Source organism: Billgrantia tianxiuensis (genome assembly GCF_009834345.1).
Lineage (GTDB): Bacteria > Pseudomonadota > Gammaproteobacteria > Pseudomonadales > Halomonadaceae > Halomonas > Halomonas tianxiuensis.
Genome location: NZ_CP035042.1, coordinates 2,183,089 through 2,208,112, shown reverse-complemented (window position 1 = coordinate 2,208,112; position 25,024 = coordinate 2,183,089). Strand labels below are relative to the sequence as shown.

General features: G+C 62.5%; 21 protein-coding genes and 1 pseudogene. 2 read left to right on the top strand and 20 right to left on the bottom strand.

The window, feature by feature from the left end; all coding sequences use genetic code 11:
- Positions 1-3: 3 nt before the first annotated feature.
- From EKK97_RS10305 to EKK97_RS10290, 4 genes are all read right to left on the bottom strand, one after another.
- Positions 4-378: a septal ring lytic transglycosylase RlpA family protein gene (locus EKK97_RS10305; protein ID WP_234286324.1), complete on the bottom strand. Its 375-nt coding sequence runs from the start codon at positions 376-378 to the stop codon at positions 4-6.
- A 138-nt stretch (positions 379-516) separates the two neighbouring features.
- Positions 517-1,977 carry a sodium-dependent transporter gene (locus EKK97_RS10300; protein ID WP_159551657.1) on the bottom strand — a complete coding sequence of 487 codons (1,461 nt, stop codon included), beginning with the start codon at positions 1,975-1,977 and terminating at the stop codon, positions 517-519.
- A 164-nt stretch (positions 1,978-2,141) separates the two neighbouring features.
- Positions 2,142-3,242, bottom strand: coding sequence for a 4-hydroxyphenylpyruvate dioxygenase (gene hppD, locus EKK97_RS10295; RefSeq protein WP_159551655.1), 1,101 nt, complete (start codon positions 3,240-3,242; stop codon positions 2,142-2,144).
- A gap of 268 nt (positions 3,243-3,510) precedes the next feature.
- On the bottom strand, positions 3,511-4,119 hold the full coding sequence (locus EKK97_RS10290) for a LysE/ArgO family amino acid transporter (protein WP_159551653.1): 609 nt from the start codon (positions 4,117-4,119) through the stop codon (positions 3,511-3,513).
- 94 nt (positions 4,120-4,213) lie between these two features.
- Between EKK97_RS10290 and EKK97_RS10285 the strand changes: the two genes are divergently transcribed.
- Positions 4,214-5,149: a LysR family transcriptional regulator ArgP gene (locus EKK97_RS10285; protein ID WP_159551651.1), complete on the top strand. Its 936-nt coding sequence runs from the start codon at positions 4,214-4,216 to the stop codon at positions 5,147-5,149.
- A gap of 5 nt (positions 5,150-5,154) precedes the next feature.
- On the opposite strand, the gene EKK97_RS10280 is transcribed toward EKK97_RS10285, so the two are convergent.
- From EKK97_RS10280 to EKK97_RS10235, 9 genes and pseudogenes are all read right to left on the bottom strand, one after another.
- Positions 5,155-5,460, bottom strand: a complete 306-nt coding sequence (locus EKK97_RS10280; protein ID WP_086511966.1) for an MTH1187 family thiamine-binding protein — start codon at positions 5,458-5,460, stop codon at positions 5,155-5,157.
- Between the two features lie 130 nt (positions 5,461-5,590).
- Positions 5,591-6,364: a hypothetical protein gene (locus EKK97_RS10275; protein ID WP_159551649.1), complete on the bottom strand. Its 774-nt coding sequence runs from the start codon at positions 6,362-6,364 to the stop codon at positions 5,591-5,593.
- A 16-nt stretch (positions 6,365-6,380) separates the two neighbouring features.
- Complete coding sequence (locus tag EKK97_RS10270; RefSeq protein WP_159551647.1) at positions 6,381-7,166, bottom strand: hypothetical protein; 786 nt, start codon at positions 7,164-7,166, stop codon at positions 6,381-6,383.
- Entirely contained in the window at positions 7,163-8,581 is a 1,419-nt protein-coding gene (locus EKK97_RS10265) for a hypothetical protein (protein ID WP_159551645.1), read from the bottom strand. Before EKK97_RS10265 ends, EKK97_RS10270 begins: the two co-directional genes overlap by 4 nt.
- Complete coding sequence (locus EKK97_RS10260) at positions 8,574-10,010, bottom strand: DUF4123 domain-containing protein (RefSeq protein WP_159551643.1); 1,437 nt, start codon at positions 10,008-10,010, stop codon at positions 8,574-8,576. Before EKK97_RS10260 ends, EKK97_RS10265 begins: the two co-directional genes overlap by 8 nt.
- Before the next feature lie 12 nt (positions 10,011-10,022).
- Positions 10,023-10,640 carry a hypothetical protein gene (locus EKK97_RS10255; RefSeq protein WP_159551641.1) on the bottom strand — a complete coding sequence of 206 codons (618 nt, stop codon included), beginning with the start codon at positions 10,638-10,640 and terminating at the stop codon, positions 10,023-10,025.
- 627 nt (positions 10,641-11,267) lie between these two features.
- The gene (locus tag EKK97_RS10250) at positions 11,268-12,617 is read right to left on the bottom strand and encodes a DUF4123 domain-containing protein (protein WP_159551639.1); all 1,350 of its coding nucleotides are present in this window, start codon (positions 12,615-12,617) and stop codon (positions 11,268-11,270) included.
- Entirely contained in the window at positions 12,614-12,874 is a 261-nt protein-coding gene (locus EKK97_RS10245; RefSeq protein WP_159551637.1) for a PAAR domain-containing protein, read from the bottom strand. The genes EKK97_RS10250 and EKK97_RS10245 overlap by 4 nt, the downstream gene beginning before the upstream one ends.
- Before the next feature lie 19 nt (positions 12,875-12,893).
- Positions 12,894-15,001 (bottom strand): annotated as a pseudogene (locus EKK97_RS10235) (type VI secretion system Vgr family protein).
- 281 nt (positions 15,002-15,282) lie between these two features.
- On the opposite strand from EKK97_RS10235, the gene EKK97_RS10230 reads away from it, so the two are divergent.
- Positions 15,283-16,182: an AP2/ERF family transcription factor gene (locus tag EKK97_RS10230; protein ID WP_159551631.1), complete on the top strand. Its 900-nt coding sequence runs from the start codon at positions 15,283-15,285 to the stop codon at positions 16,180-16,182.
- A gap of 43 nt (positions 16,183-16,225) precedes the next feature.
- Here the strand turns inward: EKK97_RS10230 and EKK97_RS25405 are convergent, their stop codons facing one another.
- From EKK97_RS25405 to EKK97_RS10200, 7 genes are all read right to left on the bottom strand, one after another.
- A complete protein-coding gene (locus EKK97_RS25405) occupies positions 16,226-16,375 on the bottom strand; it encodes a L,D-transpeptidase family protein (RefSeq protein ID WP_245904460.1) in 150 nt (49 codons plus the stop codon).
- Positions 16,372-16,770, bottom strand: coding sequence for a L,D-transpeptidase family protein (locus EKK97_RS25400; protein WP_267963960.1), 399 nt, complete (start codon positions 16,768-16,770; stop codon positions 16,372-16,374). The genes EKK97_RS25405 and EKK97_RS25400 overlap by 4 nt, the downstream gene beginning before the upstream one ends.
- 149 nt (positions 16,771-16,919) lie before the next feature.
- On the bottom strand, positions 16,920-19,361 hold the full coding sequence (locus EKK97_RS24570; protein ID WP_159551629.1) for a coiled-coil domain-containing protein: 2,442 nt from the start codon (positions 19,359-19,361) through the stop codon (positions 16,920-16,922).
- Positions 19,280-21,832 carry a coiled-coil domain-containing protein gene (locus EKK97_RS24565; RefSeq protein WP_159551627.1) on the bottom strand — a complete coding sequence of 851 codons (2,553 nt, stop codon included), beginning with the start codon at positions 21,830-21,832 and terminating at the stop codon, positions 19,280-19,282. Before EKK97_RS24565 ends, EKK97_RS24570 begins: the two co-directional genes overlap by 82 nt.
- Positions 21,829-22,668, bottom strand: coding sequence for a hypothetical protein (locus tag EKK97_RS10210; RefSeq protein WP_086511971.1), 840 nt, complete (start codon positions 22,666-22,668; stop codon positions 21,829-21,831). Before EKK97_RS10210 ends, EKK97_RS24565 begins: the two co-directional genes overlap by 4 nt.
- Complete coding sequence (locus EKK97_RS10205) at positions 22,665-24,206, bottom strand: hypothetical protein (protein WP_234286327.1); 1,542 nt, start codon at positions 24,204-24,206, stop codon at positions 22,665-22,667. The genes EKK97_RS10210 and EKK97_RS10205 overlap by 4 nt, the downstream gene beginning before the upstream one ends.
- Before the next feature lie 132 nt (positions 24,207-24,338).
- Positions 24,339-24,992 carry a dienelactone hydrolase family protein gene (locus tag EKK97_RS10200; RefSeq protein WP_159551625.1) on the bottom strand — a complete coding sequence of 218 codons (654 nt, stop codon included), beginning with the start codon at positions 24,990-24,992 and terminating at the stop codon, positions 24,339-24,341.
- Between the last annotated feature and the right edge of the window lie 32 nt (positions 24,993-25,024).

The window sequence follows — 25,024 nt, the reverse complement described above, 5'->3', positions numbered from 1 at the left end:
TCCTCACTCAGGCGAAAGCCGCACCTCCGCCACGCCCTGCCCGAGCATGCCGAGTTCCTCGGCCGCACGCCGCGAGAGATCGATGACACGACCGCGCACGAAGGGTCCACGATCATTGATACGCACCACCGTCTCGCGGCCGTTGTCCAGCCGCGTCACCCGGACCCGTGTGCCGAATGGCAGGCTGCGATGCGCCGCCGTCAGCGCGTTGCGATCGTGGGTTTCGCCACTGGCGGTGCGCCGGCCATGGTAGCGGTCGGCATAAAAGGAAGCCTGCCCCCGCTCGCCATTCCAGCCGGATGGCACCGAGGCCCGCTCGCCACGGCCCCCATCGCGTCCGGCACAGCCGGCAATCAAGAGCAGTATCAGAAGCGCCAATGCACCTCGCAGCAAGCGAGGTGCGACCGGGCCGGCACCACAAATCGTATGTGAGAGCATCCTGTCATCTCGATGAAACGTCCTTAGCGGACCCGGCCCGACATTAACGGCTTGCCCCGGCCGGGGCAAGCCCATGGCTCAGCCAGCCAGCGTGCGCCGTAGCCTGGGGCTCAGCAGCTCGCCGACCAGGGTGATCAGCGCCAGCACGGCGAGCAGCCAGGGCCAGTGGACGCCGAACTCCAGCCGTGCAATGCCCAGCGCATCGACGAAGATCACCAGGATGCCCAGCGGGCTCACGTAGCGCACCATGAACAGCCACAACGCATGCCAGTACGGCGCCAGGCCCAGCTCCTCGCGAAAGCTCTCGCTCTTGAGCACGAAGCCGGCCAGCAGCACCATGCCCAGGCCGCCGAGCGGCATCATCCAGCGCGAGGTGAGGTAGTCGAGCCAGTCGAAGAAGTGACGGCCGGCCAGGGTCCAGTCGGCACCCAGGTTGAACGACAGCATCGCCAGGGTGCTCACCAGCCACAGCACGATACCCGTTCCCCACGCCGCGGTACGCCGGGTGATGCCCTTGTTGTCCACCAGCCAGGAGACGGTGGCCTCGACCATGGAGATCGACGAGGTCAGCGCCGCCATCGAGAGCATGACGAAGAACAGGATGCCGAACAGCGTGCCCAGCGGCATGGCCTGGAACGCCAGCGGCAAGCTCATGAACAGCAGCCCGGGGCCGCCCTCGGGGCTCATGCCGTTAGCGAAGATGATGGGAAAGATCGCCAGGCCCGCCATGAGCGCTACCAGGGTATCGGCGATCGCTACGCTGAACGTGGTGCGCCCGATCGAAGCCCCCGCCGGCAGGTAGCTGCCGTAGGTGAGAATGGCGCCGGAAGCCAGCGACAGAGTGAAGAAGGCATGGCCCAGTGCGGCCAGCATGCCCTCGCTGGAGAGGCTGCCGGTGTTGAAGGAGAACAGGAAGCGCCATGCCTCGCCGAAGCCGCCGGAAAACACGCCGTAGCCGATCAGGATCAACAGCATGACGACCATGCCCGGCATCATCCAACTCACGCTCTTCTCGATACCCGCCTGAACGCCCTTGCCGACGATCAACATGGTGGCAAGCGTCACCAGGGTACTCCAGAAGCCGAGATTGAATGGGTTCTCGTTGTTGGCGACGAAGATTGCCACCATATCGTCGACACCCGAGCCATTCAGGCCACCGCTCAGCATCTTCCACAGATAGGAAAACGACCAGCCGGCCACCACCACGTAGAACGACAGGATCATGAAGCCGCACAGCATCGCCATCCAACCCAGCAGCGACCAGGCGGAGCTTCTGCCGGACTCCGTCACCACCCGACGCACCGCGTCGATGGGGCTGCCTCGGCCGCGCCGGCCGAAGGCGATCTCGGTCATCATGACCGGCACACCCACCGCCAGAATACAGACCAAGTAAACCAGCACGAAGGCGCCGCCGCCGTGCTCACCGGTCATGTAGGGGAACTTCCAGATATTGCCCAGGCCAACGGCGGAACCCGTCGCCGCCAGCACGAAGCCCCAGCGGCCTAGCCACTGGGCGCGGGGTTGTTGCTCGGTCGTCATTACGTCACCAGAGGAGTCGTTGTTATGAACTGACGCAGCAATATGCCCGGTGCAACACCGAGATTGCAACGACATTTTCTTGTACTAATTGAAGTGCTCAGGATTTTCATCCTGAAGCGTATGAAAAAGCGGCTCCCATCCGCGCGATGGGAGCCGCTTGCCGATCAATCCGCCTTGAGTACGCCGCGACGGATCTGATCCTCCTCGATGGATTCGAACAGGGCCTTGAAATTGCCCTCGCCGAAGCCGTCGTTGCCCTTGCGCTGAATGATCTCGAAGAAGATCGGGCCGATCACGGTCTCGGTGAAGATCTGCAGCAGCACACCCTCATCCGGACCGCCGTCGATCAACAGGCTCAGCTCGCGCAGGTCCTCGACGTTCTCCTCGTGGTTGGGCACGCGCGAGTCGACCTTCTCGTAGTAGGTATCCGGCGTGGACAGGAAAGTGACACCGTTGGCACGTAGCGCGCGCACCGTGGCGTAGATGTCGTCGGTGGCCATGGCCAGGTGCTGGATGCCTTCGCCGTTGTACTCGCGGAGGAATTCGGCGATCTGCGAGGTATCGTCGGCCGACTCGTTGATCGGGATATGCATCTTGCCGCACGGCGCAGTCATGGCACGGGAGTGCAGGCCGGTCTTCTTGCCCTTGATGTCGAAGTAGCGGTTCTCGCGGAAGTTGGCGATCTCGGTATAGAAATCGGCCCACACGTCCATCTGGCCACGGTCGACGTTGTGGGTCAGGTGGTCGAGCACCTTGAGCCCCACGCTGTTGTCGTTGCGCGAACGGCCGGGGATGGCCTCGAAGTCGATGTCGTAGATGGTGCGCCCTTCGCTGTCGACCTTGTTGTCGACGAAGTAGAGCAGCGAACCGCCAATGCCGTGCACCGCGGGAATGCCCACCTCACCGGGGCCGACCGGGTTCTCCACTGCCTCGGCACCGTGGGCCAGGGCGTATTCGAAGGCCTGCTTGGCGTCGGCCACCTTCCATGCCATGGCACAGGCACAGGGGCCGTGCACTTCAGCGAACTTGGCGGCATGGCTGTCGGGCTCGGCGTTGAGCACGAAGTTGACGTTCTCCTGCTGGAACAGGAAAACCTGCTTGGAGCGGTGCTTGCGGGTCTCAGTGAAGCCCATGCGGTTGAAAAGGGCGCGCAGCTCCTCGATGCCCTCGGCGGTAGGCGCACTATACTCGACGAACTCGAAGCCATCGGTGCCGATAGGGTTGTCCCGAGTGATGGGAGATACGGTCTTGGCAGGGGCGTTCATGTTTCCTCCGGGGCTGGACATTGTTATGCGCAGTATTGGGTCAGGCCGCCTTCGGGCTGCCTTTGCGTAACTCCAGACTAGTGCGCGTACTTTTTCCGAGGAACGCCCCACCGGCGTCTTTGAGAACGCCGGCTGGGGATAACTCCACATCGGCGTGTCAGAAGATCCTTACACCTGAGGCGATCGCGACGCTATGGCACTCCGTGCGGTGTGATTTCGTGACAGAGCGTAAATCTTTCTTTACACCTTAACCCTCTGGGCGGCTTGCCTAAGGCATCATGGCGCCACTGGCCAACCTCCACGCCACCCACGCCAGGATGATACCGATCGCCAGGTCGATGGCCCGCCACACCCGCGGGTTGGCCAGCCTTGGCGCCAACCACCCGGCTGCAGCCGCCAGGCCGAAGAACCAGCCGAAGGAAGCCATTGCCGCACCGATGAAGAAACCCAGCGGACTCGGCTGCACCGCACCGATGGCGCCGAGCAGCACCACGGTTTCCAGATAGACCTGGGGATTGAGCAAGGTCACGGCCAGTGTCGCCGCCAGGGCAGCCTGCCACGACTGCACCCTGCCGCCCCCCGCCGCCAATGCCTGACCGGCGAGGACTCGCCGAAACGCCAGCCACGCCTGCCAGGCCAGGAAGGCGGCACCGGCCCAGCGAGCAGCTTCCATCAACGCATCCTGCTGGGCGATCAGCACGCCCAACCCCAACACCCCGAGCCCCACCAGTAGCCAGTCGCACAGGGCACAGACTCCCGCCACCATCCAGGCATGCTGACGACGCAGGCTTTGCTGGAGGACGAAGGCATTTTGCGCACCGATGGCCACGATCAACCCGGCGCAGATCAGTAGCCCATTGAGCCATGACAACCACATTTCACTTTCTCCCTGGCGAATCGATGCCGCCAAGGCTAAGCTCGCCACAATGATAAGAGAAACAAATAAACCAACTAGGGGATAAAAATTACTAATGCTTGACTACAAGCTGCTCGACGCACTGGTGGCGGTCACCGATCAGGGCGGCTTCGAGCGCGCCGCTCGCCACCTGGGCCTGACACAATCGGCGATATCCCAGCGCATCAAGCTGCTCGAGGCTCGTCTCGGGCAGCCGGTACTGGTACGCAGCCCACGTCTTGCCCCCACGCCTTTGGGACGCAAGCTGCTCAACCACGCCCAGCAGGTGCGCCTGCTCGAGAGCGACCTGCTGGATGAGATACCGGCACTCGGCAGCGGCGAGCAACGCCTGCGCCTGGCGATCAACGCCGACAGCCTGGCCACCTGGTGGCCGGAGGCCATTGGACGTTTCTGCGAGGAACATCCCGTACTGTTCGATCTGGTAGTGGAGGATCAGGAGGTGGCGCTCAAGCGCATGCGCGACGGTGACGTGGCCGGCTGCATTTGCGACTCGCCCACGCCGGTTCAAGGCGCGCGCAGTTACCCACTGGGCAGCATGCGCTATCGCGCCCTGGCCAGCCCCACCTTCGTGGCGCGTCATTTCGCCGATGGCGTAACCCCGGAGGCGCTGCGCCGAGCACCGGCCATCGTGTTCGGCCCCGACGACCGCCTCCAGCATCGCTACCTGGCCCAGCATGGCGTGGAGCCACCCTTTCCCCACCATCTGTGCCCGTCGTCGGAGGGCTTCATCGGCCTGGCGCTAGCCGGGCTCGGCTACGGCATGGTGCCGGAGCGTCAGGCCGAGAGGGAATTGAGCGAAGGACGCCTACAGGAGATCGACCCCGGCCCTTACCTAGCCGATGGCCGCCTGGTCGACCTGTCACCGGGCTTCGTCATCGACGTACCTCTCTACTGGCACCACTGGCGCCAAGGCGGGCGCCTCCTCGACGCCCTCACCGACCACCTGCTGCGCCTGGGCGATGCCTGGCTCACGCCGCTACCCACGGCATGAACGAATCACGAACCGCGTAGCTTGTTCTCGACGCTCGACACCTTGTCGGCCATGGACTGCTCGCGGTCGGTACGCGTACCCAGCTTGATAGTGGTGGTGATGCGCGGCGCCCCCATCTCGTGCACCACCTCATGGCAGCGCTTGACCACCGCCATCACCTCATCCCACGGCCCCTCGATGTTAGTGCCGTAGGCGTGCATGTGGTGCTCGAGACCCGAGGCCTCGATCACCCGCTGGCAGGCGGCGATCTGCGGCGAGACCGACACGCCCACCCCCAGCGGGACGACGCAGAGATCGATGATGACGTGCATGATGATTAGCCCCCTTGACAGCATCAGACAAAACGACACCCCATGGTAACGCAGAGCACGCTAATCGACAGGGGCGCATCTGGGTAACTTTCTGTGACCAGCTCGCCAGGGCAATTCAGGATATACCCACTCACCCTTCTTGTTGCTTCAACTTCAGTGCCCGGCGAGCGATGGCAACTTCTGTTGTCATTCCTCGCAAAGCTAGAGCCATGGCTAACAACAGCCCCGCCACAATCAGAAATCTTGGCTCAAAGTTTTCTCGATACAGCTGGCTCCTAATGAATATAACAGGTCCCATGAGCGCCACAACTGCAGCTCCCAAGCTTTCTAATCTGTCTCTCCACTTAACCCAGGCCGCGCGTTCTTTTTTATGCAGATAATTAACATTGGCAATGGGATTGTAAAGCAAATATCCATCTGGATGGGGCTTAAATCTTTTCCGAAACGCCTCTCTAATCTCTTCATCCCCAACAACATTAACCTCATGCTTATTTGTCAATTCAGAGAACAACCACAAACAAATTACAACAACATACGCCCACAAACCAATATTAGTCAAAGATAGCCAAAGCAACGCCCCCATATAGAAAATCCTAAAGGACAAGAACATAATTTGCCCCCAGTGATACGCCATAGGTTGACGAATTCGAAACAGGCTAACCCACATAAAAATAACGCACGCCACACAAATAATTATCATCAAACCAAATGACCACCAGCCGACCCCAACCTCATAAAAATCAAGATCACCTAAGTTGCTTACGACATGCATTTGGATAGGGGCCATTATGTTTACAGCCAAAAAAAACCAAAAAATACTATAGGACCATGAAACGCCCGGCCTACCATTGGCCTCAAAATTATTATCAAGATAAATATCTACGCCATCGTTAGCCTTTATCACGCTCGCCTGTACTCCTTCAGCCAGCCAACCCTTCTTGCTGCTTCAGCTTCAATGCTCGCTGTGCGATGATGACATCTGTAGTCATGCTACGGGTAGCCATAGCAAGGGCTAGTGCAACAGCAGCCAGGATCAAAAATCTAGGCTCAAAATTATCTCCATATTGATGACTTCGAATAAAAAGCACCGGCCCAGCAAGCATTATCATCACCGCTCCAAAATTTTCGAACCTATCTCTCCAAGCAACCCACTCTGGACGATCAGTACTAGAGAGAAAGTTTTTTATATTCACGAGAGGATCATAGAGAACATAGCCTTCTGGATGAATTTTAAAACGCTTACGGAACACTCGATAAATCTCTTCATTACCAATACGACGCACTTCGTATCTATTTGTCACCTCAGAAAACGCCCACAACACCCCTACTACTATGTAGGCCCACCACCCCACACTACTCAGCACCAACCAGAGAATTGAACTAATATAAAAAACTCTAAAACAACCAAATACCATCTGCCCCCAATGATATGCCATAGGGTGCCGAATTTTAAAGAACGCGATACGCAGAAACAGAACGCAGCCTATACAGATAATAACCATTACATAAAACAGCCACCAACTCAGACTCATATTAAGAAAAAAATGGCCGGCTAAAAAATCCTTAAAAACCAACTGTATTGGCACCATTAGAAATGGAGCAAAGAGTATCCAACAAAAATTTAAGGCACCCGAAATCCCTGCCCGCCCCTTTTCTGAAAAATCATTGTCCAAGTAGATAGTTTTTCCACCACAGGTCTTGATCATGAACTGCCTCCACCCGCGACGGCTGGGTCGGCACTCCACTCGCCTGACTCACGCCGACTCAAAAAGACATCTAAGCCCAACCCGACCTCCTTCGCCAATTCTTGAACTTTTCGTGTAACTCCCCATGTCTCATCGAGTGTATCCAATACAAAACCCACAGCGATACCAGCACCTATACCGGCAGAAACAATTACAATCAGCGACCATCCAAACAGCACTGCTCCTGCTGCGGCAATTGCCCCCGCCATCACCGAAATGCCCACCTTGGAGATATCGACAATTAGCGTTCCGATCAAGTGGCTTAATTCAGACTCGGTTTCCGGTGCTGCCAGCCATTCCGCATAATCGATAGCACCGATGAGAACGATGGAGATTACCGGAACACCCTTACCGACAGAACTCAGCGTGCCCGCCCAGTTCTGTGAGTTCTGCACGGCGGTGCTGATAATGCCGACCTTCGCGTTTCCTACCCCATAGGCCGTGGCCGTCAGGAACTGTCGCATGCCAGCTTGCCCGCGGAATGAGAGCATCATCGTGCCATTCGCGTTGCGCCATACCTTGCTGATACGACCGTTTCCACCAAGCCTGGCTACCTCTCGTATGAAGGCGCGATTCTCACCCCGCCGCAGCATATTGGTCAGGTCCAAGGCCAGCGGCACTAAGTTGGTGCCTCTCAGGGTAAAGTCGACCGCACCATCCGTTCCATCCGTGAGCGCTTGAAGTCCCGATGCCTCGTCGATGAGCTGCAAGCCATGGGCGATGGCAATGACGAATTTTTGCAGGTGTTGCTCGGAGAGGGCATCCAGGTCGTACTCCCCCTCGGTGAAGCGAATCGCGAAATTGTTCGGCAATGCAAAGACATAGATATCCTCTTGCCCGATAGGAGGATCGACATAGCCCAGCTCCCGAGCAGTATCTTCGACCTGGCGCAGCAGGGAATCCAGCGCCGCATGGGTGTCGTTGTCAGCGACACCCAAGTCCACCCGCTGCTGGAGCGTCTCGATCTCCTGGCGGTGGGTCAGCGCCCTGGGCATGTCGTAGGTTCGCAGCAGATGCAACGCCCGCTCGGTTCGGGATGGACCTGGCGGGGGCGGCGACGCCGCATCCATGGGCTCCATGGGTCCTATGTAGACGCCCACGTCCTCAGGCCGGGTACGCGGGAAGCTATCGAGTTCCTCGAACAGCGTAAAGTCCCTGTCGCCAGTGGAGAGCGTGAGCGAGTTGGCAGTGCCCTCCAGACTATTGGGCAGACGGTACATCAACCCATTCGGTAAAGGACCGGTATCGTTGCCGTTGACCGTGCACATCAACACCGGGCTGTCCGCTTCGAGCGGCAGCGCGTTGAGGAAGAGGTTGCCGCGCTGGCAGGGCAACACGGGGTCGCAGACTCTCTGAGTCGTCGAAAACTCAGCCATCATGGCTCCTTATCGTTTTTCGTTCTTCGTCGTTCAATTCCTGCACGGCTCGCAGCAGCAACTGACCTTTGTTCAGTGCGTTCATGTTGGCATCCAGCAAGCGCTTCAGGGCCGGTTCATCGGCGAGTGGTCGACCCAGCATCATACTGGCCAAGGCAAAATCGGCGACGGCGCGCTCGACCTCCATACCGAAGCGCTGCGCTTCGTCGATCAAGGAGATAGCAATTCCCTGCCGCTCGTCATCGCGATTGGCGGAGAAGTCCGAAAATCGTTCGCTCAGGTATTTATCCAGCTTCCAGGCGAAGTCTTGTTTTCTGACCTGGACGAATGCCTCTCGCTCTTGCTCGGCGTACAGGAAAGGGGCTCGTGGCCGCTGGGGCGGGAGTTCTTCGCTGGGAGCGAACACCCAGGCGCACCTGCGCCGCGTACAAACCGCCATGATGGAGAGTGGAGCCGCACCGCCACACAGGAACCAATGCTGGACGCGTTCGCGGTCATGCACGATGGCTTGGTAGTAGGCCACTGCGTAGCGGCTTTCCCAGAATCGTAAATGAAACCATCTGCCTTGGGCGTCACGCACCCGAGTGAACTTGCGGCAATGCTTCCACAGCTCTTCCAGCGTGCCGCGTGAGCGGATGAAAATGCCGGGCTCCCTGTCCCACAGGTCAGAGGGAAAGCCCGAACGGCTGAAGAGCTGACGGGTGAAATCGTTCTCTTCGGCCAGTTCGACGAGATAAGGCGCCACCGCCTTGAGTTCCTCCCCGGCCTTGCCCGTGAACAAACAGCGGAATGGAAGCCCAGACTCCTCGATCCGCTCCTGCAACCACTGTCCCTTTGCCGCATCGAGAAGAGCAAACGTTCTGACTGGCGGTACCTTGGTGGTATCGCCACCCGCCCGCTCGACTTCCTCATCGGTCGGTACTGGCTGGCCGAACAGTGGCTCACGAAGCGTGTCTGGCACATGCTTCATGGGGTGGACGCCAAACTGGGCATCCAAGGGTTCCACCTCGGCAATGTCTTCAATGCCCAGCCAGGTTTCCTGGATGGGCATGCCGCATTCATCGATACGTGTGAAATCTCCCATCTCCAAGAGATGTTCAGGGCCGACCCGGGGCGATAGCGTCAGCGCATCGGCATGGTAGCCATACTGGGTCATCCACTGCACGACCGGCAGCACGTCCTCGTCCCAGGTAAGGACATAGCCCTGCGTCTCGAGATAGCGCGTCACCACGTCGAGAAAGCCCGCCCGGGAGCTAGTCCACACGGCGGCATGGCAGGAGTAATCCTTGAAGCTGGGCTCGGCAAAGGGATCGCTGCCAGAGGGTTTTTCCAACCACTGACGAAAGAAACAACGTCCCATCCAGGGGCCATACTCGTTTGTGGCGCCACCTCGTGGGGTCGCCTCATGGCCCCAGATCGCATGTTCCATCAGTAAGCAGCCTTAAGCCTGCGGATCAGAAGAAAAAACTCGATTCACACGCTCTTTCGCCGGCCCCTTCTGAAGAAAAAGCTCCAGCGCCCGAGTGGCAAGAGGCTCCGCTCTCTCCGAAATTTCTGAGGTCAGGATCAAACGCTCCACGGGAACTTCCACCCCTCCTTCTGGATGGCTAGCATCATGGTGAAAATAAATCGCATCCTCAACCCAGACAAGAAAATCCTCATACATCAATCGAGCATCTTTTTCTGCCTCATCCCACGTTAGGCCACGTTTCTCCGCCTCGCTTGGATGATAATTAAAATCCTTGGCAAACTGCTCGACTTCCTCGTCTGTATACCCACCATTATCAACCATATACTGGTGGACAAATCCTTCGAAGCTACCCGTATGAAGAATGATCTCTTTCTTATCCACCGCATTCCTTATCCAAAAGACAAGCCCAGAACTCTGGTCATCCTTGACATCAACAGGGCGCATCACAGGAGCCCACTCGCCTTCGCTGTACTGAGGAAGTGATCTCAGAAGAAGTAGCCAGTATCTTTGCGCGCGAATATAGCTATCTGCATCACAGTAGTAGTCAAAAAAAGGAAATTTAGGGTCATCTAAAAACATTTCTATCATTATAATCACCTAACACCGAATGCACGTCCCCGGTGGACCTCTAGGTCCACACGGGGTGCATCCGGCCCTGCTCTAAGATTACGCACAGCTTGCCTTGTCGCAGGATGAATACCCCACCCAACCCTATGCCCTGCAAGAAACCCCTCTGAAGGAGAGTCTCGTATGTGTTTACTCATCTTGGAAAAAGCCTGGCCACGATAACCTGCAGACTCATAGGAAATCGCCGCAACCTGTGGAAGTAAAACCCCCGATACAGCGCTCAGCCCTTCTGGCCGTAACGGAGGTACACATTCACGGTTCCACGGCCAAGATAGCTCTAATGGATGAGGATCGATGCGTGGCACATAACCTTGCACCTGTATCCTTCCCCCATGAGGACCATCACATGGCCTCGTCGTGGTGGTCGTGCCGGCGACAGGCACTGATTCGCTTTGCTCTTCTGTCTTTTTTCCCGAAAACAGGTTGACAATACTATCGATGGCACTACCGGCACCGTCGGCCACAGCCTCACCCAAGGAAGCCGTGGTGCGCTGTCCCGCCGGAGTCATCAGATAGGCGGCACCAGCCAGTAAGGCCGCCCCCGCAATATAAACACCTGCTGCTGGTGCTGCTACTGGTGCAGCCATGTCACGCCCTCTTTTCCATATGGTAGGTCAGCGTTTCCAAGTACCACTCACGAGCAAGGGCGACCCGTTGCTCTACTGGCACGAGTCGCTCATTGAGTAGCGGCGCTTCCAGTAAGTCCTGTGCCGCCGGGCCGAGAAGTAGCACAAGAAGCGAGAGTTCGAAGCATGTGCCAAAAGCAACGGGCGCTCCACCGGAGCGCTCACGAATGTAGCGCAGCATGCTTGGCACGGTATCAGTAACACGTTGGCGCACTTCCTGATCGGTGTGCGGCAACGCGCTCAACAGCTTTTTCTCGATCTCCGCAATGAATCGCCGGTCGACGAGGCGCTGAAAGGCTTCTCGGTAAGCCCCCTTCAAGGTAAAAGGCTGGTCTTCAACGGAAGCATCGAGCTCCAGCTCGGGATTGAGCTGGGCATGCACGACCTCCCCTTCCCTGGGGTAGATCAGCTGCATGCCTCGGAGTAGCTGATAGGCATCGCCCCGCTCCAGCACCGGCAGCAAGGTATCCAGGGTTTCGGGGTGCCAGTAGCGCAGGAACAACTGGCGCGACTCCCCTTCTACCGGCACCTTCAGGTGCGCTTGGCAGTGCCGCCAGGTCGCGTCGAAGGTGGCCGCGGTGCGAATCACGATACCTGTCTCCTGCGCCCAATGGCGGGCAAACAGGTCCTTGTGGAAACGGGGCACGAGGTCAGCATCCTGACCGGCGCCCTGAGGTAGAGCCAGATCGATCAGGTAGGGGGCGGAAGCCTTCTGCGCCTCGCTGCCCTCACCTTCGAACAGACACTGGACCGGCACGTCGACGGCTTCCAGATCGAAAGTGCCGACAATGTTCTTGCTCAGCGCCGCGTCGACCAGGAAGTAGGTGTTGAGGGAGGCCTCTCGGCCTTCAGGCTGGCCGAACAGTAGCGCTTCGAGTTCCGGAGCGATCCACGCCCGCTCCCAGAACGGCGCGTCCGCCTGGTCTGGCAACTCGGGTACCTGGTGGCGGGTAATGAGCACTGGATCGACTTCGGGCAGCGGCTGGCCGTCTTCGCCCGTACGGATCATGGCCCCCAGTTCGATGCGATGCTCGGCATTCACGCGCGGCGACAACGACTCGACCTCCGCGTGATAGCCGTGCCGGGTCATCCAGGCGATGATCGGCAGCACGTCCTCGGCCCAGGTGAAGACGTAGCCTTGGGCTTCGAGGTGGCATGTGACGCTATCGAGGAAACCGGCCTGAGAGTCCGTCCACACGGCGGCAAAGCAGGCGTAATCCTTGAAGCGAGACTCGACGAAAGGATCGTCCTTTGGCCGCCCCAGCCACTCGCGGAAGTAGCAGCGCCCTACCCAGGGGCCGTACTCGCTCATGGCATCACCTTGGCCGTGGGCGAGCCGCTGACGATACTGCCACCGCAGCTGATCTTGCAGCCGAGATAGGCGATCGGACGGCCGTTGTCAGAGGCCTGGGACGAGCCTTGTACGATGGTCCCTCCACAGGAGCATGGGTCGCCCAGCCGGGCGACCGGGCGGCCATCGATACGGCTTTGCCCACCTTGTACGATTTCCCCCGGGCCGTGTTGGGGGCAGACCACCTTGTCACCGAGACGAGCAATGGGTTGGGCCATCCTGGCTCTCCTAATCCGCCTATGTCTTGAGCTTCTCGCACTCTTCACAAAGCGGCAGCGCTTCGTTGGCCGCTCCCGAGAGCGTCGGCACGCTGGAGGAGCCAGAGCCACCGGTGGTGAGGTTGCCCTTGATGCGAATGTTGGGCGCCTCGAGAGTGATCCCGGCGGCATCCAGGGTGATCTTGCCGCCTGGCCCTCGGATTTCGAAGCGCTCGAAGGCCATGAGCTTGTGGTGGCGCGTATTGTTGGTGATGGAGTCGGTGACTTCCAACACGTATTGGCCCTGCACCCGTTCGTTGACGTTACGGCCGACATTGACCAAGTGATCGGCGTGAATGTCCTGCTTCAAGGTGTTGCCAATCTGTTGGAGCACATCCTTGCCATAGCGCTCTTTCTGGCTCTGGCCCACGCTGTAGTAAACATCCCGCCCAACGTCTTTCTTGACGTCTTGGGCGATGCTCTCCGTGTGGTCGCGGCCTACACGCGAACTCTTGTCCTGCCCGATGCTCTCGGATTGATCCACCGCCACCGACTTGCTACGGTTATTGCCGATGCTGTGCGTTTCGTCGTGCTGGATGACGGTATTGTGGTCACGCTGGCATGCAGGTAGATTTCTTCGCTGCCTTGTTCGTCTTCAAACCTAAGTTCATTGAAGCCAACGCCCTTATGGGTCTGGGTGCGGATCGTGGTACGGGTCTTGTGCTGCGGCAACGGATAAGGCGTGAGATTACGAGCATCATAGACACGCCCGGTAATCAACGGCTGGTCGGGGTCGGCCTCCAGCCAGTCGACGACCACCGAGTGCCCGATACGCGGTAGCGCCAGCATGCCGTAGCTACCGCCCGCCCAGCCCTGGGAAACGCGCACCCAGGCACTGGCTCGCTCATCCGGTGTACCGTCACGATCCCAATGGAAGCGCAGCTTCACCCGACCATATTCGTCCGTGTAGATTTCTTCCGACTCGGGTCCCACCACCGTGGCAATCTGTGGCCCTTCGACACGCGGCTTGGGATTGGGAGCAGGTCGCCAGGCCCGGTCGCCGGGAATCAGGACCAGATCGTTCTCGTAATGGGTGGCATCGACCATACCCGAGCGGTCGGCACTGGTGATGCCTACCGCCTCCTCCGCCACGGCCTGAGGCTGGGTGCCCGTGTGCACGACACCTACCACTTGCCAGTCGCTGTTGAACTCGTCGATGTCATGCGCTTCCAGCGTGAAGCGCTTTCCTGGGCACAGCTCGGGCAGATCGCTCTCTGCCCGAGCCAGGTAGGCTTCATTGCGCAGGTGCTCCAGACGAATCCGGGTATAGGGCACTCCCGAGGCATCCCGCTTGAAGCGACCGGGATAGTCGTAGTATTCATAGCCATCCCGCTGGCCATGGGCAGACAGCTTCGGCTCGTCGTAACGATGAATCTGCTCATGACCCGGATGTTTGAAAGTCAGGTCTTCCAGGGTCGCACTCGACGGTTTGATCTGAGAGGCCTGGATCAGCTTGCGAAGATGGCGCTGAGGGGCATTCCCTCCACTACGCCCATGATAAGTACGCTCTCCCAGCTGGGCCAGCAATTGAGGGTGATCACAGAAGACCACCCGGTGGATGTCTCCTTCCATCTCGTGAAAGTAAATCGCGCCTTCTTCAGCTGCCAGGCGTTCGATAAAGCTCAGCGAATCCTCGCGATATTGCACGCAGAACTCTCGCTCCTGCCAGTCGCGAGTCAGCGCGAAGGCAACTTCCTGTATACCACTCTCCTCACACAGTGTCTGAATGATCTGCTGGGGCGTGACATGCTGGAAAATGCGACAGTTTTGCTGCAGGAACAACCGCCATAACGCAGGACGAATCGTGACTTCATAGTAGGTGCGCCGATGCCCCCGGTCGCCACGGTGGAAAGCCGCTACGATACCGTTGATACGGCGCAACTCCTGACCGTCCTGGTAAATGCGCAAGCTGGCATTGCGATCCAGCCAGTCGAGGGGCGACAGGTCGCCGTGCCGGCTGGCAAACTTGACCTCCAGACAAAAAGGCCTCGAGAGGTGTTCGTGGTGCTTGAAGGAGGTGACGGCCAAGTCCAGCTCGTCGCCCCCCAACAAATGAAGGGTGAACTGCAGCCCCGTGGCATCCGCCATACGTCAGCCTCCCTGCGGCAGGGTGTTATTCTTTAAAAGAAGTTTCAACGATAGCGAAGCCCAATCGGCAACTCAACGCGTCGCGTGTAAGCCAACTTCCCGATTATTTGTAAGCCATATCTTACACCCCACCAGAATCTGCCATCCAACCCCCTAAAAATACTTCAGCATTGCCCTCATAGAATGAAATTGGTTCAATGAATATCATGAACGACCCATCCTCTTTACCCACACTCCCTGCCGAGACTGTCCTTCCACCGGAACAGGACAATGCGCTCAGCATGTCCGACTACGCCTTGAGGCGCGAAGAACCCAAGGGACATCGTCTAGGGGGTTGGTGCGTGGACATCCGGCGCTACACACATCGCATCAATCGACTGTTCAAGGATCAAGTGTATGGCTCGGCTGATGCCGCCGAAGCCATGGCGCGCGCCTATCGGGATGCCATCACTGCCGCATTTCCCCCAACCATCAACCGGGAGAAGGCCACCCAAATACGCAAGAACAACAAAAGCGGCATTTCAGGAGTGTACCGCACGGATACCGGCGCCGCCGGTGAGTGGCGTGTCTACTTGTGCACCCAAGGACGCATGAAGCGTCGCCGTTTCTCGGTTCGGAAATACGGTGAAGAGGGAGCGAAGGCGGAGGCCTTGGCTCTCCGTGAGAAATGGCTGGCCGAATTGCCAGCCAAGTTCCTGACCTTTCATGATTACGCCGACACCGTGTCGCGGCAGCTCCACCCCGAGTTACTTGATGAAGTTCCCGATGTGCTACCGCATGCCCCTCCTTTATCCGACGAGGAAATCAAGGCAAAACTCGCCGAGATCAATGCGCGCTTCGACGCACTCCGCCCTCCAAAGCTAAAAGTGCGGGTCCGTCGCTATGGGCCTGAGTCCGATAGTTATGCCGTCTATGTCTCCGATTTGGGCTACCCAGCGCGACGTAAATTGACCACGGCTTATCAGGGAAAGCAGTCGTTAGAAGCGATGCTCACCAAAGCACGGAAAAAGATCACCACACGGATCGACCAGCTTTATTCGCCTGCTGTCACCGAATGGTTCATGCATGAGTACGGCAACGCCCTGCTTGATCCCGCCCGCTTCGATCCAGATGAGGGCTTCATCATCTCCGTCTGGGTGCCACCGGAATTGGTCAAGCACCCGTCGCCAGGCGAGAGTTAGAAGTCGAACCAAGTGCGCTTGCAGTTGCCCCCAGCTGGGCACTTTACTTTATGCTTATTGGAGTGCCATTGGGAACGAGAGACCATATTTCCCGCATTTCCTGATTGGTAACCGCTATGCAGCCATCCGTCCAATCCCAGTAGCGGTGCAGCCTTCCCAGCCAACCCCAGCCGTTGAGTATGCCGTGGATCATGATGTTGCCGCCGGGTCGACATCAAGCTCGTGCGCTACCGCTCGGTCATGCTCATTGGGATAGGAGACATGTAGTGAGAGATGCCCAATCGAGCGTGGGTTACGCCAGTCGATGAGGTACTCCCCTTCGGGCGTACGTTGATCGCCCTCCTGTTGCTTGTGTCCTTCCGGGTTGCCGCCAAGCGCAATGCGGTATTCCTCTATGACCTCGCCTTCCCGCAGCAGCCGCATGACACGCTCGGACTTGATGACATGAATAGCGTCCGCACGCTGGCTGGGCGGCGCCATGTCAGGCACGGTTGGCGGGAAAAAACGTGGCGCGGCCTTGCCATACAGGCTGAAGCCAAAGAACAGAACGGCCAGCAGGCCGCCGACATACAGCAAGGTGCGCAACATGATATGTCCTGTTCCATGTTCTATTTAGCAAGGGAAAAGGCCCGCCAGCCTTTTCCCTTGCTACCGCTCACGTAGGTTCGTTGCCACTCCCCTCCGAGCCAGACCAGGGCTTCCCTGGCCTGGCTCGTTCGGCATAAAAGCCGAATCGCTTACTCCTGGGTCGCTGGCTCGCTGACGTGAATGCCGAACAGGCTGGCCTCGCCGGCGCTGCGGCCGAGCGATTCCGGCGCAGCGATGCGCCCGTCGCGCACCATCACGTGGCCGCCCTGTCCCTGGGCCCCACCGATCACGCTGCCCACCAGGTAGGTGGGGAAGATGTCGGGGTCGTTCTCGTAGTTGGGGTTGTGGATCAGGCCGATCATCTGGAAGCGCCCGCGTGTGTTGCGAAGCGACTCCAGTGAGTCTTGGATCAGGCGGCGGTGAGAAAGCTTGGAGAACAGGCCGTCGAGCAGGATCACGCTCTCGCGGCTGGTGCGGGCGCGGCGGCGGTGGTGCCCCGGCAGCTCGCGCAGCTCACGCTCGATGGCGAATTCCGACAGCTTGACCAGCCACATCAGCGACACCGCCTCGCGCTGGCCCTCCGACATCTCCTCGTTGAGCGAGAACAGCCGCCCATGGGGGCGGATGGCGTCGTGCTTGAGGCGGATCGCCACGTCGTGGAAGAGCCCGCGGTAGATGCGCCGGCGGATCTGGCGCAGCAGGTCGTCGTCACGGCGGCGCGCCTCGCCGTCGACCATGCCGCCGTCGCGCTCGGCGCGACGGCGCATGGCCGCCTGGTGCTCGTCGATGTCGGCCAGCAGCGTGGCAATCAGGTCGCGCAGCTGGTCGGGGCCGATCAGCGAGGCCTTGACCTCGAAGAAGGCGCCGCCCTCGCCGCTGCTCTTGGCCACGCGCTTGAGGATGTCGAGGTTGCCGGCGGCATCCGAGATGATCGAGCTGAGGCGCTCCACCAGGGTGCCTTCGATCTGCTCGCGAGAGGCGTGCAGCCGCTCGACCCGTATCTTGTGGTCGTCGAGTTGGCCGGCAAGCTGGTCGTGCAGGCGCGAGAGGTCGTCCAGCGCCTCGGCGCTGGCATGCGTCAGCCCGGCCAGGCGGGCACGCTCGGTGTCGCTGAACATGCGGCTGTGGGCCGCTTCGGCCAGGGCCTCGGCCAGCTTGCGCTCGCCGCCGTCGACCTGGCGCGCCTGGCGCTCGCGGTTGCGCGCCTGCTCGCCCAGGTTGAGTTCGCCCAGGGCATCGACCAGGGTCTGCTGACAGGCTTCCAGCGCTTCGATGTCGAGCTCGCCCTGCCCCTCGCTGCCGACCATGTCGTGCCAGGCCACGAGGGCGGCGTTGCGTGCCGTGTGCTCATCCACCTCCCCGGGCCAGCGGCTAGCTTCGGCGAGATCGACCAGCGCCGCCAGGCGCCGTGGCCAGCCCTCGGGCAGGTCGCGCAGCACCCGCAGCCACTCCACCGCCAGCTGATCGATGCAGGCCAGCGCCCGACGCTGCTCGGCCAGGCGTGCCTCCAGGGCGTCGCGCTCCTCTCCCCGCGCCTTGCGCGTCTCGCGCAGTTCGCCCAGCTCGCGCCGCACCCGGGCGATCTCGCGCTCGAGCTTCTGGCTACCTCCGGCGGCATCGCGCACCTCCAGGTAGGCACGGATTCGCGTGAAATCGAAGTCGGCACGGCGGGTCGCCCGGGCCTGAGCGGCTTCCAGCTCCTCCTGCACCTCGGCGGCAGTGACCATGAAGTCGACGCCGCCTTCCGCTTCGAAGCGCGCCAGGGCACGCAGACGGTCGCGCTCGCCGTCGCTGAAGATGCCGCGCAGTTGGGCCTCGGTCTCTTCCACCTGGCGCTTGAGCGTCTCACGCTGCTCCTCGGCGGCGGCCAGTCGTACACTCGCCTCATTCAGGTGGCGTTCGAGTTCGGCGAGGCGCGCCTCTAGCGCCTGCAGCCGCTCGACGCCGCCGGCGTCGCTGAACTGTTCGGCGGCGAGCCAGGTCTGGCCATGGGCCTCCAACTCGCGGGCCGCCGCTTCGCGCCGCGGTGCGAGTTCGGCCAGCGCCGTCTCGGCTTCGAGCCGCGCCTCGGCGGCCTCCTGCTGGGCGAACTCCCCGCCCTCCTGCAGGTAGCGCTGGTAGTCGTCGATACAGGCGAACGCGACATCGGTGAGCCGCGGCGCCAGCGCCGCCTCGCGCTCGGCCAGCGCCGCCTGCCGCTCGGCCAGGGCCTCCAGCGCCATCTCGACCTGGGCCTCGTCGGCCTCGCGGGCGCGCAGCGCCAGGGAGAAGGTTTCGCCGTGGGGGTCGAGCCGCTCGCATTCCACGGCCAGCGCCTTTTGCCGCTCGCGGTCGGCGTCCAGCCGCTTCTCGGTGGCCTCGCGCAGCGCTTCCAGGTAGCTCGGGTCCAGCGCCGCTTTCACCGCCAGGGTCTCGACGCCGGCCACCGCTCCCAGGGGCGGTTCGCCCCGGGCCAGCAGGCCGGTCAGTGCCTCGGCCTCGAATACCGGCACCGCCAGGCCCGCCTCGATCAGCGTGGTGGCGGCGGACTCGGCCGCCTCGCGTCCGGCCACCACCGGGGCGAACAGCACCCGGCGGCCTGCACCAGCCACTCGCGGCGCTGTTCGGGGGTATGGGTCTCGACGTTGAGCACCGCATGCAGCGGCTGCCAGGCGATGCCGGCGTCGTCCAGTTGGCGATGGGCCTCGGCCTCCACCACGCGCCGCTCCAGCGGATCGCCGGAGAGGCTCTCCAGGTAGCGCTCGCGGGCGGCGATGTCGGCTTCCAGCGTCTCCGCTTCGCGCAGCAGCCGCGGGTAGCGACGCCGGGCGTCGGCCAGCCACTTCTCCGGGCTCAGCTCGCTGCGCTCGGCGAAGTCGAGCCGCGCCCGGTGCAGCGTGCGCAGGTGGTTCTCTTCATCGAGCAGCCGCTTGCGCTCGTCACCCAACTCGCGCTCCGTCTCGCGGAGGCGGGCGCGCAGGTGCACCGGCTCGTCGTCGCCGTGCAGCTCAGCGTAACGACGGGCGGCCTCGGCCAGCGGTGCCAGCCGGGCCAGGGTGCGTTCGGCCTCCTGACGGCGCTGCTCGGCCTCGCGACAGTTCGACTCCAGCTCGGCCAGCGCAGTCTTGCGCCGCGTCCAGAAGCCGCTTACCTCTTCGCCCGGCCAGCCCTCGACGAAGGCGCGCCAGGGAGCCTGGCCGCGGGCCAGCAGGCCCTGCTCGCCGCTCAGACGTTCACGTTCGCCGTTGAGCCGCTCACGCTCGGCCCGGGCGGTCTCGAAGGTGCCGAGCGCCTCGTCGCGGCGCCGGGTCAGCTCGTCGAGGGACTCGGCCAGCTCGGCCTCGCGCTCCAGCTTCTCCTCGAGCCGCTCGGCCGGTGCGGTACCCGGGCACTCGCGTCGGTAGGCGTCGTGCCAGGCGGCGAACTGCTTGAGCTCGCCGACACGGCCCAGGTGCGCGTTGAGGGCGCGGCGAGCGTCGGCGGCCTCGGCCTTGGCCGCCTCGGCGCTGGCTTCGGGGGTTTCCAGCTCGGCCTCGCTGAACAGCCCCTCGGCCAGCGCCTGGGTGTAGAAGCTCTGGTTGTCGACGAAGTCGCGCTGCTGGGACTCCAGCCGCTCGCGCTCGTGCTCCAGATCGTCGCGGCGCTCGTCCAGCTCGGCGAGTTCGCGGGTCAGCTCCTCGAGATAGACCCCGTCGCCTATCACCTCCTCGCGGAAGCGGTTGCCGTCGGCGGCCTCGAAAGCGTCGGCGCCTTCGTCCAGCGCGCTCAGGGCGCGGTCGCGGGCCGTATCGTCGGCCAGGGCATGGCTTTCGGCCAGCCACTCGCGGGCAGCCTTGAAGCTGACGTGGCCGACGTCGCGGTTGAGCGGCCACTCGGCCTGGGGCAGGTGAATCAGCCGGCGGTGCACATCGACCCGGGCGCCGCGCTCGGAGAGCGCCTGACGCACGGCCCGTTCGGAAAGCCCCGATAGGGTCGCCAATAACGAGGTGGAGACCCGCGGCCGCGAGGTATCGCCGGCGATCCAGGCGAAGCCATCCAGCGGAGCGACGCCGCGCTCTTCAGCGTCATCCTCGGCGTCATTCTCGGCAGCGGCGCGGGGCAGCCCAGGCAGGCCCAGCAGCGCCTGCCCGCCCAGCAAGGCTTCGCTGGCTGCCAGGCCCTGGTCGAGCTCCATCAGGCGGGTGCGGGCGTCGCGCAGCGACTCGCCCTGCTCGCGCAGCTCGGCCAGGCGCACCACCTTGTCGCTGGCGCGGCGCTGGTCGCTCTCGGCCTCCTCCAGGCGATGGCGCAGCTCGGTGATGTTGGTGCCGGAGTTGAGGATCACCTCCTCGATCAGCTCCTCGCTCTCGTCGGTCTCGCCGCGGGTGGCGCCGGAGAGGATCTCGGGGGCCAGCACCTCGAAGAAGAACGCCTGGTCGGCCTTCTCGCCGGCGCGGGGCTTGATGGCATTGAAGATCTGACTCTTGTCGGCGCCGCCCTCCTTCTGGAAGGCGGCAAGCTGGGCCAGCTCGCGACGGGAGACGTGGGCGCCCACCGCTTCCAGCCACTCTTCGCGGTTGTGGGTCAGGCGCACGCCGCGCTCGGCCATGGCCGCCTTGACGTCGCGGTTGGCGTAGAGCGCTAGCTTGCCGTCGAGGGTCAGGTGATGCACCGGCACGTCTTCGAAACGCCCGGCATAGTGGTAGAACGAGAGCCCGCTGCCGTCGCTGTAGCCGTAGAAGCCGAACACGAAGGTCTCGCCGGCCACCTCCTCGCCCGCCGCAGCGAGCATGTCGTCCTGGCGTTCGAGCCCGCTGCGCGAACGGAACTCCACCCGCAGGTGGCTCCAGCTACGCGCCGTGCCGCCCACCGCCGAGGGCGAGCACTTGCGCCGGGTGCGCGAGAGCAGCGTGCGGTCCCGCGACAGCAGGCCGATCAGCGCCTCGGAGAGCGTGGTCTTGCCGAAGCCGTTCTCCATGCTGATGGCGCTCGACTGGCCGCGCAGGTCGAGCAGCAGGTGACGCATCTTGGCGTCCCAGGGCGAGGCCACGTCGCCGTGCTTGTTGAGCAGGTTGGCGACCTCGATGCGGTTGATCACGCTCATGCCTGGGTCTCCTCGTGCTCGTCGATGTCGGCCTCGTACGCGTCTTCATCCCGATAGCGGCCCTGGGCACGCCCCTGAGCCAACGCCTGCAGGTGGCCGAGCTGATGGATGCCGATCTGCTCGCTCTCCAGCGCACCGAGCAGGGTCTGCTGCCATACCTCGCCGACGCTCTCCTCGGCGCCGGCACTCGCTTCGGCGTCGCGCAGGCCTTCGAGCAGCCCGGCGCGCACCTGCAGGTCGATGAAGGCACGCACCCGGCGGCTGATGTCCTCGCCGCGCTCCTCCAGCAGCACGCGGCTGCTCTCCGGCGCCTCTTCGCCCAGGCTACGCAGCGTCTCCAACTGGTCGCGCATCAGCTCGACCAGCTCGGCTCCGGCGAAGGTGGCTTCCTGGTAGCGGCTGACGTCGGAGAGCGCGCGGTTGTAACGGGTGTAGAGCAGCGTGTGCATCAGCAGCCACAGCTGCAGGTACCACTGGGCCAGCTCGGCGCGGCTCTCCTGGCGCAGCTTGAGCGCCTCGAACACCGGCTCGCGGGTGTAGAGCGGCGGCTGCTCCAGCTCCGGGTCGGGCAGCAGCGCGTAGTAGCGCGAGCCGGGCGCGATGCCGGGATAGTCGCCGGATTCGAAGGCCTTGAGCCGCAGGCCCTGGCCGGCCAGGAAATCCCGCAGCGCCTCGCGCTCGGCCTCGCTGGCGTCGTCGATCAGCGCGCAGACGTCGCGCTCGGAGAGCTGGCCCTCGCGGGCGGCGCGGCGCTTGCGCCCGCCGCCCGGGGTGCGTTCGGCGCTGCGGTAGCGCAGCAGGTAGGCGACCACTTCGCCCATCTCGGTCATGTTCATACTGGCTCGTCCTGATCGATGCGCGATATGTCGTTAGGCGCGGCAGCGGGCGCCTGCAAGGAATGCGGCGCAGCTTCGGGCGTCTGTAAGGAATTCGGCGCGGTCCCGGGCGCCTGTAAGGAGTTCGGCGCAGCTTCGGGCGCCTGTAGAGAGAAGAAGCCGAGAGAGGGGGTCACAGCCCCCTCGATGCGGCGGCCGTCGTCGAGTTCGAGCTCGAACGGCGTCGCGTCGATACCCACCGTCAGCCCCGGGGCCAGCAGTTCGGTATCGACGAAGGTGTTGAGCAGTTGGGCCAGGCAGTCGCCCTCCTCGAAGCGGTGCCAGCCCTCGGTCAGCGCCTCGGGCAGCGACAGCGGCGCGCGACGAATGCGCTGACGCAGCGCCGGCCCCCGCGCTTCGAGAAAGCGCGCCAGCAGCGGGTCCTCGGGGGCGGCGTCGCGCGCCTCGTCGAACACCAGCGCCACCGGGCTGACGTCGGCGCGTCGGCTCTCGAGCAGCGGCACCAGCGGCGCCAGGCGCGGGAAAGTGGCCTGCACGTGCAGCGGCATCATGCGCGCCACCACGGCATCGCGCAGCGCGGGCGCGGGCGGCGCCTCGAGCAGCTGGCGCGCCATGTCCTGGAAGTCGATCACGCCCATGGCCTGGATGCGCCCCTCGGCGATATCGGCCAAGAGCTCGGAGAGCCGCCGCGAGAGGTTCTCGATGGCGGTGAGCACGCGGCCGATGGCGCCGGAGAGCACGCGCAGGTCCCAGTCGTCGGACTGCGCCTCGCGCCAGCTCTCGAAGCGCTCCATCAGGCGCGGCGTGGCGAGCTGGGCGCGGGCGTCGAGCAGGGTCTGCTGAATGTTGGTCAGGGCGTTGTGGTAGTGGCGCTCGTTGTCGAGCAGCGCGGAAAGCTTGCCCTCGCGAGTGGGGTTCTCGCGCACCCGGCGCAGCTCCTGGGTCAGCGCGCGGATGGCCAGCAGGATCTGGTTGGTGATGTCGGGAATACGGGCGAAATCGCCCCGCGCCAGCGCCGCCAGCACCTTGGCGGCGTCGTACTCGGAGTAGAGCAGGTCCTCGACCTGGCTGGCCAGGGTCACCGCCTGGCGGCCGCTCGGGGTGAGGCGCACCTGGCCGGTCTGGCCCTGCTTCTCGATCAGCGCGGTGCGCTTGGTGCTGCGCCGGCTGCGCTCCTCTGCCGCCGCGTCGTCGCCCGTGGTCGGCGATGGTAATGGCGACGGCTGCCGAAAGTGGATCTCGCTGGGAGTGGCAAGCAGGTTGATGACGAAGCTCAGGTCGTCGTGGGGCAGCCCCGGGTACACCTCGCGCAGGTGATTGAGGCAGCGGCTCTGCGAGACGAAGGCGCTGTTGGTGGCGAAGTCCTCGTCGAGCAGGTAGTCGAGCAGCAGGCAGCCGAGGTCGAGCCAATAGCCGTCGCGCAGGCCACGGCGCTGCTCCTGGCTCACCTGGACGAAGGGAGAGCCGGGCTCGTGGGCGCTGTCGTGCAGGTCGATCAGCCGCGTCGTGGCGATCAGCAGCTTGCTCCAGGCGGTCATGGGGGTCTTCCCTGCGGGCGAAGGAGAAAAAGGAGCATTATGCCAAGCTCGGCCCCTCGGGTCATGACATGGCTGCCCCCAGCCCTCCACGCTCGACGCTGTCCTGCACGGGAAGTGCCCGGAGAAGCAGGGCTATAGATGATTCAGGAAAAAGCGGGCAGCGTGGCGCTCGACCTCCTCGAGCTTGCCGGGCTCCTCGAACAGATGCGTGGCGCCAGGCACGATCACCAGCTCACACTCGCTCGCGGCGGTCATCTGCTCCCTGGCCTTCTCGTTGAGCTCTATCACTGGTTCGTCCCAGCCTCCCACCAGCAAAAGCGTAGGCACCTTCACCTGCGCCAGGTGCCGCCCGGCCAGGTCAGGCCGTCCGCCGCGGGACACCACCGCACGCACCTGTTCCGGGCGCTCGGCAGCAGCGATCAACGCAGCCGCCGCCCCGGTGCTGGCACCGAACAGGCCAATCGAGAGGTGCCGGGTGAGATCGGCCGTGGCGACCCAGCCCACTGCCGCGGTCATGCGCGTACCGATCAGTGGAATGTCGAAGCGCAGCTGCCGGGTGCGCTCGTCGACGACGTTCTCCTCCGGTGTCAGCAGGTCGAAGAGCAGCGTCGCCAGCCCGTTCTCGGCAAGATGCCGCGCCACCTGGCGATTGCGGCTGCTGAGGCGACTGCTGCCACTGCCATGGGCAAACACCACGATGCCGGTTGCGCCTTCGGGCAGGATCAAGTCGCCTTCCAGCGAGACGCCGTCGGCATCGAGCACGATACTCCTGGGCGTGAGCGTCATCGAACACCTCCTGTCGTGCTGAAGCTTGAGTG